The 13,936-nt window shown below is 54.7% G+C and carries 10 protein-coding genes; all 10 read left to right on the top strand.

The genetic code is table 11. The features are described 5' to 3' along the window. The first annotated feature begins 230 nt into the window (after window positions 1-230). The 10 genes from cotE (at window position 231) to ACI1P2_RS19685 (ending at window position 13,894) form a co-directional block, all read left to right on the top strand. Window positions 231-788 carry an outer spore coat protein CotE gene (gene cotE / locus ACI1P2_RS19730; protein ID WP_355321801.1) on the top strand — a complete coding sequence of 186 codons (558 nt, stop codon included), beginning with the start codon at window positions 231-233 and terminating at the stop codon, window positions 786-788. 293 nt (window positions 789-1,081) lie between these two features. Then, window positions 1,082-2,317 carry a putative amidoligase domain-containing protein gene (locus tag ACI1P2_RS19725; protein ID WP_355321799.1) on the top strand — a complete coding sequence of 412 codons (1,236 nt, stop codon included), beginning with the start codon at window positions 1,082-1,084 and terminating at the stop codon, window positions 2,315-2,317. Window positions 2,318-2,636: 319 nt separating this feature from the next. Then, entirely contained in the window at window positions 2,637-5,402 is a 2,766-nt protein-coding gene (mutS, locus tag ACI1P2_RS19720) for a DNA mismatch repair protein MutS (protein ID WP_355321797.1), read from the top strand. Between the two features lie 36 nt (window positions 5,403-5,438). Next, a complete protein-coding gene (gene mutL, locus ACI1P2_RS19715) occupies window positions 5,439-7,448 on the top strand; it encodes a DNA mismatch repair endonuclease MutL (RefSeq protein WP_355321795.1) in 2,010 nt (669 codons plus the stop codon). Between the two features lie 241 nt (window positions 7,449-7,689). Then, window positions 7,690-8,502, top strand: coding sequence for a class I SAM-dependent methyltransferase (locus ACI1P2_RS19710; protein ID WP_355321793.1), 813 nt, complete (start codon window positions 7,690-7,692; stop codon window positions 8,500-8,502). Continuing rightward, window positions 8,486-9,457: a tRNA (adenosine(37)-N6)-dimethylallyltransferase MiaA gene (miaA, locus tag ACI1P2_RS19705; RefSeq protein WP_355321791.1), complete on the top strand. Its 972-nt coding sequence runs from the start codon at window positions 8,486-8,488 to the stop codon at window positions 9,455-9,457. Before ACI1P2_RS19710 ends, miaA begins: the two co-directional genes overlap by 17 nt. 27 nt (window positions 9,458-9,484) lie before the next feature. Next, window positions 9,485-9,733 (top strand): RNA chaperone Hfq, encoded by a 249-nt coding sequence (gene hfq / locus ACI1P2_RS19700; RefSeq protein ID WP_355321789.1) that lies wholly within the window; start codon window positions 9,485-9,487, stop codon window positions 9,731-9,733. A gap of 175 nt (window positions 9,734-9,908) precedes the next feature. Further along, a complete protein-coding gene (locus ACI1P2_RS19695) occupies window positions 9,909-12,545 on the top strand; it encodes a PBP1A family penicillin-binding protein (protein WP_355321787.1) in 2,637 nt (878 codons plus the stop codon). Window positions 12,546-12,671: 126 nt separating this feature from the next. Then, the gene (locus tag ACI1P2_RS19690; protein WP_355321785.1) at window positions 12,672-13,226 is read left to right on the top strand and encodes a DUF402 domain-containing protein; all 555 of its coding nucleotides are present in this window, start codon (window positions 12,672-12,674) and stop codon (window positions 13,224-13,226) included. After that, window positions 13,223-13,894, top strand: coding sequence for a YdcF family protein (locus ACI1P2_RS19685; protein WP_355321784.1), 672 nt, complete (start codon window positions 13,223-13,225; stop codon window positions 13,892-13,894). Before ACI1P2_RS19690 ends, ACI1P2_RS19685 begins: the two co-directional genes overlap by 4 nt. Window positions 13,895-13,936 lie beyond the last annotated feature (42 nt).

Raw genomic sequence — 13,936 nt, 5'->3', positions numbered from 1 at the left:
CGAGCGGTGTTAACTGGATGTCCGGCCGAATATGTTTTATCAAAACATGCGCTTTCCCCTTGGCCAACAATCATGTTTGCGGGCGGTCGCCCATATACTAAAAATAGCTCAAGGTAACCGCAGGCCTCCGGCTTTTCTAAATAATATCAATTTCTCTATGTCTATTCACTCAACATTCGCCCATGTCCTGCATACACATGTAGTGAATGATTGTATGGAGGAGGTTCAAAATGTCATTGAGTCATAAACACAAATGTAGAGAAGTCATAACCAAAGCGGTTTGTGGTAAAGGCCGCAAATTCTCTACCGTAACTCATACCGTGACTCCGCCAAATAATCCGACAAGCATCCTGGGGGCCTGGGTTATCAACCACCAGTATGAAGCGGTTTCTGCCGGTGAAGGGATTGAGGTTGTTGGAACTTACCATATCAACATCTGGTACTCCTATGATAACAACTCCCAAACCGACGTGGCTAAAGAAACGGTATCCTACGTCGAGCAGGTGGGCCTCTCCTATCTGGATTCGAAACACAGGAAGTCAACAGTTGAGGTTTCTGCGGAGGCAACGCAGGAACCAAGCTGTGTCGAAGCCAGTGTATCTCCCGGTGGGGGCAGCGTCATTATCCGCGTGGAGCGCGAGTTCGCGGTAGAAATGGTTGCAGAAACCAAGGTGTGTGTACTCGTATGCGACAGCTGCGGGGATGCTGAGGAAAAAGATTATGAGTACGTCTCGGGCGAAGAAGATTTTGAAGAGCTCGATCTGGATCTTATTGACGACGAATTGTAATCAGGTTTGTTTTGGGTTTATGCAGCATCATATGCGGGGGCTGCAGCAAAGTAGAGGGCGAATGCCCTCTTTTTTTAAGTTTTGATGCCTTATAGTACGAGTTCAAAAAGTCAGGTTTTCAGCACCGAGAAGGTTGAATGAAGATAGGGACTGAGGAGCGGAGCGTACTCGGGGTACGTGAGCACCGGAAGTCCCGGCTGAATTCAAGATTCGATGTCGAATCCGCTTCCTGACTTACTTCGTGATCAAAAGATGACTTTTTGAACAACTTCTTATAGGGAGGCTCGGTCGGCATGCAGGAACTGGATCGTTTGCCGGAGGTGTTCAGAAAAATGTCTGTCCGTGAGAAATGCCGCAGATTACAGCGGACGGGGATCGCTGAAATGCTGACCGTGCGGTCAGCTTCGGATGCATTTACGCTCGGTTACGCTGTGCAGGTGCAGCGGCTTCAAGTACTGGAAATCCGCAGCATAGGATCGGGTATTGCCGCACCGTCGAACATAAGCAGCCCGCTGGCAGCAGGCTCCCTCCTGCATACCCGCCTGGGGAGGCTTGCGGTGCGCAGTCTGTATACCCTTGGGCTTGATTCCGGGGAAATTGTGCTTATGCCTGACCGAAACGGGGGATACGGGGTAACGCGCGTAAGGCAAGAGCCCTGGCGGCACGACAGCCGCTTGAGGGAGCTGTATCAATCCGCGTTATCTGCTGCAGTATCTGCCGCGGAGAAGGAGCTGCTTCAGGCCGGAGAGCGGCCGCTCATCGGCATGGACCCCGAATTTTTACTCGTCAGGCTGCCCGAGAAAAGAGTGGTTCCCGCCTCCAGGTATCTTGACCGGCAGGGGGAAGCGGGCTGCGACGCCGTGTCACGGCGCGGAAGGACGCTTTTCCCGGTGGCGGAGCTGCGCCCTGCGCCGAGTCCTGAGCCATCACGGCTGCTGCGCCACTTGCGGAACGCGATGGCGTTTGCCTCGCGGCGCATCACGGACAGGACGCTGATCTGGCAGGCCGGGGGCATGCCGCAGCGCGGGCTGCCCCTGGGCGGCCATCTGCATTTCAGCGGAATTGAGCTCAGCGGCGAGCTGCTGCGGGTGCTGGATAACTACCTTGCCCTGCCGGTAGCGCTGCTTGAGGATCAGCGGACCCATGCGCGGCGTCCGCGTTATGGCACACTGGGAGATTTCCGCCGCAAGCCCCACGGGGGCTTCGAATACCGCACGCTCCCCAGCTTTCTCGTCTCCCCGCTGCTTGCCAAAGGTGTCATCGGTTTTGCCTACCTGATCGCCCGCCATTACAGGGAGCTGGCGCAGCGTCCATTGCAGGAGGATGCCATCCATGAGGCTTTTTACAAAGGAGATAAGCCCAAGCTGTATAAGGCATTGGAACCGCTCCTGAACGATATCGAGCGCCTGCCCTCTTATGAGGAGTACAGGGAATTTACAGCCCCGTTTATCCGCTGCCTCCGCGGCAGGGAGGCGTGGGATGAGACGCGGGATATTCGCCCGCTGTGGGGCCTCCCGTCGCCCCCATGATCCGGGAGGCCTTTTTTGGTATAATAGAGGTTGTTCAAAAAGTCATCTTTTGATCACGAAGGAAATCAGGAAGCGGACTCGACATCGAATCTTGAATTCAGCCGGGCCTAAGCAGATGCTTTCGAAGCATGTTTCCTCCGGAAACATTTCAGGTGCTCACGTACCTAATGTACGCTCCGCTCCTCAGTCCCTTGCTTCATCCAACATTCTCGGTGCTGAAAACCTGACTTTTTGAACACGCACAATAGAGATTCGGGAAATACAACACAATCAACAGGATGGCTGATTTTATAAAAAAGCAAGTTTGGTGGGGGTAGTTATGGCAAAGTACACGCCGATGATCGAGCAGTATTTAAAGGTAAAAGAGCAGGCACAGGACGCGTTCTTGTTTTTCAGGCTCGGCGATTTTTACGAGATGTTTTTTGATGATGCGGTGCTGGCGGCGAAGGAACTGGAAATTACGCTGACCGGACGGGACGGGGGAATCGGTGAAAAAATTCCGATGTGCGGCGTCCCATATCATTCGGCTGAGAACTATATCCAAAGGCTGATTGAAAAAGGCTACAAGGTTGCGATTTGTGAGCAGATGGAAGACCCGGCCGTCACCAAAGGCATGGTAAGACGTGAAATTGTGCGGGTGGTGACGCCGGGCACCGTGATGGAGGGTAAAGCGCTGGGCGAGCGCTCGAACAATTACATGGTTTGTGCGACAGAGAGCGGCGGCATGCTGGCTCTTGCTGCCTGCGATTTGTCCACAGGGGAGCTTTATCTGACTTCCGCGCCTTATTCCGAGGAATGGCTGATGGATGAAGTCAACATTTACGAGCCCTCTGAAATGATCGGGGACGGAAAGCTGCTTGAGCTCATTGCATCCAGAAGTTCGGTTACAGGCCGCAAGGTTGTTTATACGGCCTGGGACAAGGCGAAGGATGATCTTGTGCGCCAGCAGTTCGGCGAAGCCGAATGGGCGCGGACAACCATGGAGCGGCGCGTCTGTGTCTCCAGGCTGCTGGCCTATCTGCATGAGACGCAGAAGCGTTCGCTCGGTCAGCTTACAACTATTTCCGCCTACGAGCCGAATCATTTCATGATTCTCGATCCGTTCACACGCCGCAATCTGGAGCTGGTGGAGACCGTGCGGGAGCGCTCGAAAAAAGGCTCCCTGCTGTGGCTGCTGGATCGCACGGAGACCTCCATGGGCTCCAGGCTGCTGCGGAGATGGATCGATAAACCACTGCTGTCCCGCAGCGCTATAGAAGAGCGCCTGGAAGCCGTGGACAAGCTGTATCACCAGTTCATTCTGCGGGAGGATGTGCGCGGGCAGCTGAAGGACATTTATGATCTGGAGCGGCTTGTCGGCCGCATCGCTTTCGGCAATGCGAATGCGCGCGATCTGATTGCGCTCAAGCTGTCCTTGGCGCGCATCCCGGAGCTGAAGCAGCTTTGCAGCGAGTCGCCTTCGACGACTCTGCTCAGCATAGCGGACACCATGGATGAGTGCGCCGATTTGTGCGGCGAAATCGACAAGGCCATCGCGGAGGAACCGCCTGTGTCGGTACGCGAAGGCGGGATTATCAAGGCAGGTTATCACCAGCGGCTGGATGAGCTGCGTGAAGCGAGCGTGAACGGCAAGCGCTGGATTGCCGAGCTGGAAGCGAAGGAACGCGAGGCGACAGGCATCCGCTCCCTGAAAATCGGCTACAACAAGGTTTTCGGCTACTATATCGAGGTCACCAAATCGAATCTTTCCGCCTTGCCTGCAGGCAGATATGAGCGCAAGCAGACACTGGCCAATGCGGAGCGGTACATAACTCCTGAATTGAAGGAAAAGGAGACGCTGATTCTGGAGGCGGAGGACCAGATGGCCGATCTGGAATACAGCCTCTTCAGCGAATTAAGGGCAAAGCTGAACGGAGAAATTCAGCGGCTGCAGAAGCTGGCCGAGCAGGTGGCCGAGATTGATGTCTACCAGTCGCTGGCTTCCGTCAGCGCGGAGCGCGGATTTGTGAAGCCGGAGATGACGGACGGGTATGATTTCAAGGTGGAGCAGGGGCGGCATCCGGTCGTGGAGGCGGTCATGAAGGACGGAGGTTTTATCGCCAACGCCACTGGTCTGGAAAAAGCGGCCGCTCGCATTCTGCTGATTACCGGGCCTAACATGGCCGGAAAGAGCACTTACATGCGCCAGGTTGCGCTGATCGCCATCATGGCGCAGATCGGCTGTTTTGTCCCCGCCGCGAAGGCGGAGGTGCCGATTCTGGACCGCATCTTTACACGCATCGGGGCGGCGGATGACCTGATCGGAGGGCAAAGCACCTTTATGGTGGAGATGGCGGACATCCAGGTCATGACGGAGAAAGCGACAGCCCGCAGCCTGATCATTATCGACGAGCTCGGCAGAGGCACGTCCACGAGCGAAGGCATGGCCATCGCCCAGGCGGTCATCGAATATGTGCATGACAAAATCGGCTGTAAGGCGCTCGTATCGACGCATTTCCACGAGCTGGCCCATCTGGAGGAGAGCCTGCACTCGCTGCGCAACTTCTCGATGGCGGTACAGGAAAGCGGAGACAAGGTGAATTTCCTGCGCAAGCTGATTCCCGGAGCGGCTGACAGCAGCTATGGCATCTATTGTGCCCGGCTTGCTGGTCTGCCCGATGTGATCATAAACCGGGCAAACGGGCTGCTGGCTGGCTTCGAGCAGGTTGCTGCCCAGGTGACTGCCGGTGTGGAGGCTGCCGCACAGGTAACCGCCGGCGTGGAAGCGGCAGCCGACTCCGATGCCGGACAGATGCCAGAAGCGCGGGAAATGCCCGCAGTCGGATTACAGTCTGATACCGATAGCAAGAATTACCAGGAAAACAGGAACAACCAGGTGAAGGAGACGGTTGTCCAGCTGTCCATGTTTGGTGAGGAAGAGGAGTCGGTTGAACGGAAGATAGCTCCTGAACAGCCAGAGGCAGAAGTAGATCCGTCGGTTCTGGACATCATCCGCAAGGTCAAACAGGCGGACATCATGAATATGACGCCGCTGCAGGCGATGCAGCTGCTGAACGAGCTGAAGCATAGCGCGGTTGATTTGTAACCGGCCTATTATATTCGGACGGGGAGGGAGAACGTCATGGCGAAAATCAAGGTGCTGGACGAGCACATCGCCAACCAGATCGCGGCGGGTGAGGTTGTTGAACGGCCCGCTTCCGTCGTGAAGGAGCTACTTGAAAACTCGATCGACGCGGGCAGCTCGCGCATCGATGTCATGGTTGAAGAAGGCGGGCTGGCAAGCATTCGCATATTGGACAACGGCAGCGGCATTGAGCCCGAAGATGTCGAGACGGCCTTTTACAGGCATGCCACCAGTAAAATTGTGCATGGCCGCGATCTGTTTCAGATTACAAGCCTTGGCTTCCGGGGAGAAGCCCTCCCCAGTATCGCGGCGGTAGCCAAGGTCGAGGTGCTGACCTCCGCCAGCGATGACGGGCGCGCCCGCCGCATCGTCATTGAAGGCGGAAGGCTTGTGTCGCATGAGGATGCCGCCGCACAGCAGGGCACTGATTTTACGGTCCGCGAATTGTTTTACAATACACCTGCAAGACTTAAATATATGAAAACGATCCAGACGGAGCTCGGCCACATTTCGGACGTGCTCTATCGTCTGGCCCTGTCTCATCCGGAGATCGCTTTTACGCTGCGCCACAACGATAATGTGCTGCTGCAGACGCTGGGCAACGGCGATCTGCTGCAAGTCATCGCCGCCGTATACGGCACCTCCGCCGCCAAAGCGATGCTGGCCGTGGAAGGCGATAGCCTGGACTACAAGGTCAGCGGATATGTCAGCAAGCCGGAATGGACCCGTTCCAGCCGCAGCGCGATTTCTACGGTGGTCAACGGCCGTTTTGTCCGCAGCTATGGCTTGAATCAGGCGCTTCTGAAGGCCTATCACACGCTGCTGCCCATTAACCGCTATCCACTGACCGTGCTGAAGCTGGAGATGCATCCTTCGCTGGTGGATGTGAACGTGCATCCGGCGAAGCTTGAGGTGAGGTTCAGCAAGGAGGCGGAGCTCTATCAATTCGTGGAGGAGACGGTCAGAGCCGCCTTGCAGCAGCAGGTGCTGATCCCGAAGGCAGTCAAACGCGAGCCAGCCAGCAGGGAAAGCAAATCGATCATTCAGGAGCAATTTCAATTCTCGAAGGAGCAGGAAATTGCTGAACCGCGTCAGCCGGTTGTCAGCGCTGCAGAGGAGGACCTTGAGGCACCAGCGGACCTGCCGTCACCGCCACCAGAGCTTGGGTTTTCCGCCGATCGCCAGCATGCGGCGCCGTATGAAACACAGACAGCCCTTTCCGGAACAGGTGAGCGGGATGGTCAGGCTGCAGGGCGGGACGGAGGGGGCTTCTCCAGGCAGCAGCCCGGTATCCGCGAGACGGCGGCATCAACCTACAAGCCGGCGGCAGAGGAACGGAGAATTCCCTATCGGCAGGAGGCGGCACAGAAGGCCCAGCAGCTTGCAGCAGAGCGGGCGCTTCAAGGCCCAGCCCCTGAAATACCGCGTTTTCCGGAGCTGACCCTGATCGGGCAGCATCATGGAACGTATCTGATCGCACAGAATGACAGTGGTCTGTATTTGATCGACCAGCATGCCGCCCATGAGCGCATCAACTATGAATTTTATTATGAGAAATTCGGCAACCCGGAGGCAGCCTCCCAGGAGCTGCTGCTCCCCATTACGCTCGAATTTACGCCATCCGAAGCGGAAAAGCTGAAGGAGAGGCTGAACTGGTTCGAGCAGGCGGGCGTGCATCTGGAGCATTTCGGAGGACAGACGTTCCGCGTTACTTCCTACCCTTACTGGTTGCCCAAGGGTGAAGAGGCCGACGTCATTGAAGAGATGGCAGAGTGGGTGCTGCAGGAAAAAACGATTGACCTGGCCAAGCTGCGCGAGGCTTCGTCCATCATGTGCTCCTGCCGTGCATCCATCAAAGCGAACCAGAAGCTCACCGAACAGGAAGCGAGTGTGCTGCTGCAGCGGCTCGGCCGGTGCAAGCAGCCTTATACGTGCCCGCACGGCCGCCCGATTGTCGTTTCCTTCTCCACCTATGATTTGGAGAAGCTGTTCAAACGAGTGATGTAATATAAGTGCGTGTTCAAAAAGTCAGGTTTTCAGCACCGAGAAGATTGAATGAAGCTAGGGACTGAGGAGCGGAGCGTACGTGGGGGTACGTGAGCACCTGAAATGTTTCCGTAGGAAACATGCTTCGGAAGCATCCGCTTAGGCCCGGCTGAATTCAAGATTCGATGTCGAGTCCGCTTCCTGACTTCCCTCGTGATCAAAAGATGACTTTTTGAACTACCTCTTTAAGGAGCCAGAGACATTGTTGATACAACCCAATCATCACAGCTTTATCATCACAACAGGCGATTCGCCCGGCGCAGCGACGCTGGAGCGGGCAGCGCGGCTATCAGCTTCCACCGGAGCGCCTTACATCCCGCGCGGCAGCCTTTCCGTAGCCAAACTGGCGAAGCGGCACGTCGCCTCTGACGTGCTCGTGCTTGTACAGGACGGCGTGCGGCTGATCCGTCCGGGACATCCCCCGCTGGAATATCACCCCAGCATGGGATATATTCGCGCCAGACGGGTATTAAAGGGAGAGGCTGACCCGATGCTGACTGCCGCAAGGCTTGAGACGGGGGATACCGTTCTGGACTGTACCGCAGGCATGGGAGCCGATTCCCTCGTGTTTTCCGTCGCTTCAGGCCCGGACGGATTTGTGACAGCCGTCGAGAGTTCAAGGCCCGTATGCGCGCTGCTCATGGAAGGCATGAAATATTACCGTTCCGGCTTTCCTGCCGTGGACGAGGCTCTCAAGCGCATTCATGTCACGAGCGCCAACCATCTGGATGTGCTCCGCAGTCTTCCCGACCGGAGCGTGGATATCGTCTATTTTGATCCGATGTTCCGTGACCCCGTTGCGGATTCAAGCGCCATCGGGCCTCTGCGGACCTATGCCAATCCGGCTCCCCTTGAGGCGGAGAGCGTGCGGGAGGCATGCAGGGTGGCAAGAAAGACCGTGCTCATGAAAGAGAAACGAAAAAGCAGTGAATTCAGCCGGCTCGGATTCCAGGTTGAGCAGCGCGGACAAACGAAAACAGTGTACGGAGTGATTCAGATTGACAGCACAGCCTAAGCAGAAGCTGCTTGTGTTGGTCGGACCTACCGCGGTCGGCAAAACACAGCTCAGTATTGAAATAGCCCGCTCTTTTCATTGCGAAATCATTTCCGGTGATTCCATGCAGGTCTATAGACATATGGACATCGGCACGGCGAAAATAAAAAAAGCGGAAATGGGAGGCATTCCTCACCATTTAATCGATATCCATGAGCCGGAATACCCTTATTCGGTCGCGGAATTTCAGGAGGATTGCCGCCGGCTGATCCCGGAAATTCATGCCAGGAACAGCCTGCCGTTTATTGTAGGAGGGACGGGATTGTACGTAGAGTCCGTCTGTTATGAATACCGCTTTTCCGAGGTTGGTGCGGATGAGGCCTTCCGGCAGGAACAATTTGCCTATGCCGAACACGCGGGGAACGAGGCTCTGCATGCCAAATTGACAGAAGTAGATCCTGAAAGCGCGGCGAAACTGCATCCGAACGACCTGCGCCGGGTCATTCGCGCGCTTGAGGTATACCATGTCAGCGGCAGGACCTTCAGCTCCCTGTTAGCCGCTCAAAAAAAGGAATCTCCCTACGACTTGTGCATTGTGGGTTTGACAATGGATAGGCAAATGCTATATAACCGTATTGAAGACCGTATTGATGGCATGCTGCGGCAAGGGCTTGTTGAGGAAGTGGCGACTTTAATGGAGCGCGGAGTCAGAAGTGATGCCATCTCGATGCAGGGCCTGGGCTACAAGGAGATTTCATCCTATCTGCGTGGGGAAGCAACGCTTGAAGACGCGGTCGCTTTGTTGAAGAGAGATACCCGCCATTTTGCAAAACGGCAGCTTTCCTGGTTCCGGCACATGAAGGATATCCGGTGGATGGATGTGACGAATGCTGCACATTTTTCGGAAACTGCTGATGAGATGAAGAAAATTGTGGCAGGAAAGTTCGGTACAGATCTTGAATATATTTCAGAATAACTCAAATGATTATTGGGGGTACGGCTAATGAACAAGTCCATCAACATCCAAGATACGTTCTTAAACCAGCTTCGCAAGGAAAGCATTCCAGTCACCGTTTATTTGGTGAACGGGTTTCAGGTGCGGGGGACCATTAAAGCTTTTGACAATTTTACAATTGTGATCGATTCCGATGGACGGCAGCAGATGATTTACAAGCATGCCATTTCAACATTTACACCGCAGCGGAATGTTTCCCTGATGCAGCAGCAGCAGGAAGGCGGCAGCGAAAGCTGACCCCTCAGGATGAAACTTTTGAGTGTAAAATTTCGTCTAGTTGAATAGAAATTGATACGGAGCAACCTGACAGAGGTTGTTCTTTTCATTAAGAGGTCTCATCGGTTTCAGAGGTTTTATCGTTTCGAAAAAAGAGAGAGAAAAAACTACGCAACACCGAAAGGGAGTCAGAGTAATGCCAAACGATTCATTGTCCAGGTCCGGTAACCGCAATCGGCAAAATGCCGCGGGCAAGCCGAAGGGCAAGAAGAAAAAAATTACGGCAAAGCGTGTCGGCTGGACGCTCTTCTTTACGGCGGCGCTTGCAGTAATCGTAGCACTGGCTGGATATTTGTACGTCATGGTTAATGGAGAGAAGCTGTATCAGGCGAATTTGGATAAAATCACCCTTAACGAGCCTTCCAAGATTTTCGACCGCAACGGCAAGCTCATGGGGGAGCTTTCCATCCAGAAGAGTGAGCCGGTTGAAAGCGACGAGATCCCCAAGCTGTTAAAGGATGCTTTCGTAGCGACCGAGGACAAGCGGTTCTACGAGCATCAGGGTGTTGACATATGGTCGATCGGACGCGCGGCTGTCCGTGACGTGATCGCCCGGGCGGCCGTGGAGGGCGGAAGCACGATCACCCAGCAGCTGGCGAAAAACCTGTTCCTCACCAGAGACAAAACGTTTTTCCGCAAAGCAACGGAAGTGTCCATCGCAACGGCTCTGGAACGCAACATGACCAAGGATGAAATTTTGACGCTGTATCTGAATCGGATTTTCTTCGGCCATCAGCGTTACGGGATTAAAGCCGCGTCCGAATATTATTTCGGTGAGAGCGATCTAAACAAGCTGAAGCTGTGGCAGATGGCCACCTTGGCGGCGCTGCCGAAAGGGCCGTCCAAATATAACCCGCTCTCCAATCCGGAAAACTCCAAGGAGCGCCGGGGGGTTGTGCTGCAGCTTATGTACGAGCAGGGGTATATCACAAAGGCACAGATGGATGAAGCGAAAGCTGTGAATTATAACTATGAGCCACCTGCTTCGGAAACCAAGTACACGGCATTTATCGATTACGTTATGGATGAAGCTGAGAAAGAGACCAACTTAACGAGTGATGACCTGAACGTCGGGGGTTACAAGATTTATACCACGATGGATGCAAAAACACAGGATGCGCTTGAGAAGGCTTTTGATGATGACGATCTGTTCGAGAAAAGTCCTGACGACAAGCCGGTGCAGGGCTCCATGGTCATTATGAACAACCAGAACGGCAGCATCGCGGCCCTTATGGGCGGGCGGGATTACCAGCGTCAGGGCTTTAACCGGGTAAATGCCAGCCGCAGACAGCCGGGTTCGTCACTGAAACCGATTGTTTCCTATGCGCCTGCGCTGGAAACGGGCAACTTTACATCCGATTCGCAGCTCAGCAATGAAAAGCAGTGTTTCGGCAACTACTGCCCGACGAACCTGCATGGATACTCTTCAACGATCAGCATGCAGGACGCGATTACGAAATCGGAAAACATTCCTGCGGTATGGCTGCTCAACCAAATCGGCGTAAAAACAGGCTACGAATTTGCACAAAAGCTGGGCATTACGATGACCGAGGAAGACAAGTCGCTGGCCATTGCGCTTGGCGGCATGAGCAAAGGGACAAACACGCTGGAAATGGCGCAGGCCTACAGCGCATTTGCCAACAAGGGCCAATTCCAGTCCGCTTATTCGATCAAAAAGATCGAGAACAGCGAAGGCACCGTCGTTTATGAGCATAAATCCGATACAAGACAAGTCTTGAGCGAGCAGACGGCTTATCAGATGACGGATATGATGCGGGAGGTCGTGAACAGCGGTACAGGCCGACGCGCGGACATCGGCAGACCGCTGGCAGGCAAGACCGGTACGACACAAAGCGGAATCGCAGGCAACAGCGGCAACCGTGACGTATGGTTTGTGGGTTATACCCCACAATATACGGGTGCCATCTGGATGGGATATGATCAGCCTGACAGCACCCATATGCTGAAGAACAGCTCAAGCCTCGCAGCCTCGTTCTTTGCCAAGGTGATGAGCCAGGCGCTGGAAGGCGAGCCGGTGCAGGATTTTGAAAAGCCTGAAGGACTGCCGGAGACTGAAGCTCCGCCAGAGGCGCCGCAGAAGCTGACAGCTCCTGCCGGATTGTCCGCATCCTACAATCCGGATACACAGATCGTATCCCTGACGTGGAATACGGTGGAAGGAGAGAATGTCCAGTATCGGGTATTTAGAAAGGAAGCCTCCGAGGGCAGCTTTACACCGATTATCGACGGGCTTTCGGTCACCAATACGGATGATATCGATGCGGCTGAAGGACGTACGTTCGACTACTATGTGACAGCCTACAATGCTGAAGGGGAATCCGAGCCGTCCGGTACGGTGCAAATTTCCATCGAGGCCCAGGCTCCTCCGGAAGATACAACGGGCGAACAGCCGGGTGATGGCGAGACGGTGCCTCCGGGCGATGGCACGCCGGTTGATCCGGGCAATTCGCTTCCAGGTGACGGGACCGGATCCGGAGAGAACGGCGGTGTTCCGGGAGATACAACGCCGCCCGATCAGAATGCCGGTGACGGCACGGGTGCTGACACGGGCACCGGCTTTCCGGATGGGCAGACCGATCCGGGCAGCCAGGATCAGCCTGCCGGAGAAGAGGTTCCGGGCAGCGGCCAGGTGGATACACCCGATCCGGGAGCTGAAGGTAACCCCGGGGATATGACTACACAAGATCAGAACCCTGGCCAAGGCAATGGTTTAATGAACGGCAACGGAAATGGAAATGGACATAACAGATAAACGTATAAAAAATTATGTTAACCTGCGGTCTGACAGCCGCAGGTTTTTTGCTGCTTGATTCATTTTTGAGTGTAATCTGCAAATATGGTAAGCTGAATTTACCAATGTTGGAGAGGACAGTCTACAATGAAACGGAAATTCGGAGACAGGGCAAACTGGAGGCGAATAACGAGCCGAAAATTTGCCTGCAAATATGTGCAAAGCGATTCTTTTACCGGGTATGTAACACTGTATACGATGCTGGGGCTGAAAGAACCGTTGTGGAAAACCTACGGCGGCCACACCTTCTGCATTGCGGACAAAGGTTATTCCTGGCTGCAGTATTATCCGAAGGATGCACATTTTGTAGTGACCGCCATGTTTAATGACAAGCAGCAAATTGTGGAGTGGTATATCGATACATGCCGCAGTCAGGGCGTAACCGATCAGGGTGTACCGTGGTTTGACGACTTGTATCTGGACATTGTCGTGCTCGGCAATGGCGAAGTGTTTCTGGTGGATGAGGATGAGCTGCAGGAGGCGCTCCAGAAGGGTCATATCACAGCCGGTGAAGCGCAATTGGCCAACAAGACGGCTGCGGAGCTGCTGCGGCTGATTGATGCCCACAAGTTTCCTTATTTTCAGATGTCGCTCCGCCATCGGGCGGAGTGGTTTCACAACGGAGAGTTCAAGCGCAAATGAAAGATGTGATGCATGAACTGCAGCCAGCACCGCGCCGTCCGCTCTGGAAAAGGCTGCTCCTCCCGGTTGGCAGGGGAAAAATCTTTACGATTACTGGGGCGGCCGTGATTATTGCCTTTCTGATATGGGCAGCATCCTTTCTATGGACGATCGGCACTGCGGCAGGCACACCGGATTTGCAGGCTGCGGATGTCGGCATCGTGCTGGGAGCTTCTATGTGGGGGGATTCTCCCAGCCCCGGACTCCGTGAGCGGCTTGAGGAAGCGGTCCGGCAGTACAGGAGCGGAAAAGTTAACAAGCTTATACTGACCGGCGGGCTGGATGATCCGTCCTTCAAGTACACGGAAGCGGAAGGCATGCAGCGGTATTTGCTTGACCGGGGTATTCCCGCAGCGGATATGGTACTGGAAAACAAGGCGACCAGCACGTATGAAAACCTGTTGTACAGCCAAAGTATTATGGAGGAAAGGGGCTGGACCTCAGCGATCATTATCACGCACACGTTTCACGGGCCGCGCGCCGCGGAGATTGCGGATTATCTCGGCTATGAGAAACCGCAGCTGGCGCTCGTCAAATCCAGGGTGCTGTCCCCCTGGAAATACCATTCCCGCGAGGTGCTGGCGTATGTAAAATGGCAGCTCGACCGGCTGCAGCTCACCGTGTTGTAAAAACAAGCAATATTGACTTAGCAGGCTTGCAGCAAAATGCTA

This window comes from Paenibacillus jiangxiensis (assembly GCF_046098255.1).
Lineage (GTDB): Bacteria > Bacillota > Bacilli > Paenibacillales > Paenibacillaceae > Paenibacillus > Paenibacillus jiagnxiensis.
This window is presented reverse-complemented; position numbering and strand designations above follow the sequence as displayed.

What these genes read in the sequence shown, in the direction of transcription:
- cotE (WP_355321801.1), top strand. Translation starts at nt 231, where the DNA reads ATGTCATTGAGTCATAAACACAAATGTAGAGAAGTCATAACCAAAGCG.
- ACI1P2_RS19725 (WP_355321799.1), top strand. Translation starts at nt 1,082, where the DNA reads ATGCAGGAACTGGATCGTTTGCCGGAGGTGTTCAGAAAAATGTCTGTC.
- mutS (WP_355321797.1), top strand. Translation starts at nt 2,637, where the DNA reads ATGGCAAAGTACACGCCGATGATCGAGCAGTATTTAAAGGTAAAAGAG.
- mutL (WP_355321795.1), top strand. Translation starts at nt 5,439, where the DNA reads ATGGCGAAAATCAAGGTGCTGGACGAGCACATCGCCAACCAGATCGCG.
- hfq (WP_355321789.1), top strand. Translation starts at nt 9,485, where the DNA reads ATGAACAAGTCCATCAACATCCAAGATACGTTCTTAAACCAGCTTCGC.
- ACI1P2_RS19695 (WP_355321787.1), top strand. Translation starts at nt 9,909, where the DNA reads ATGCCAAACGATTCATTGTCCAGGTCCGGTAACCGCAATCGGCAAAAT.
- ACI1P2_RS19690 (WP_355321785.1), top strand. Translation starts at nt 12,672, where the DNA reads ATGAAACGGAAATTCGGAGACAGGGCAAACTGGAGGCGAATAACGAGC.
- ACI1P2_RS19685 (WP_355321784.1), top strand. Translation starts at nt 13,223, where the DNA reads ATGAAAGATGTGATGCATGAACTGCAGCCAGCACCGCGCCGTCCGCTC.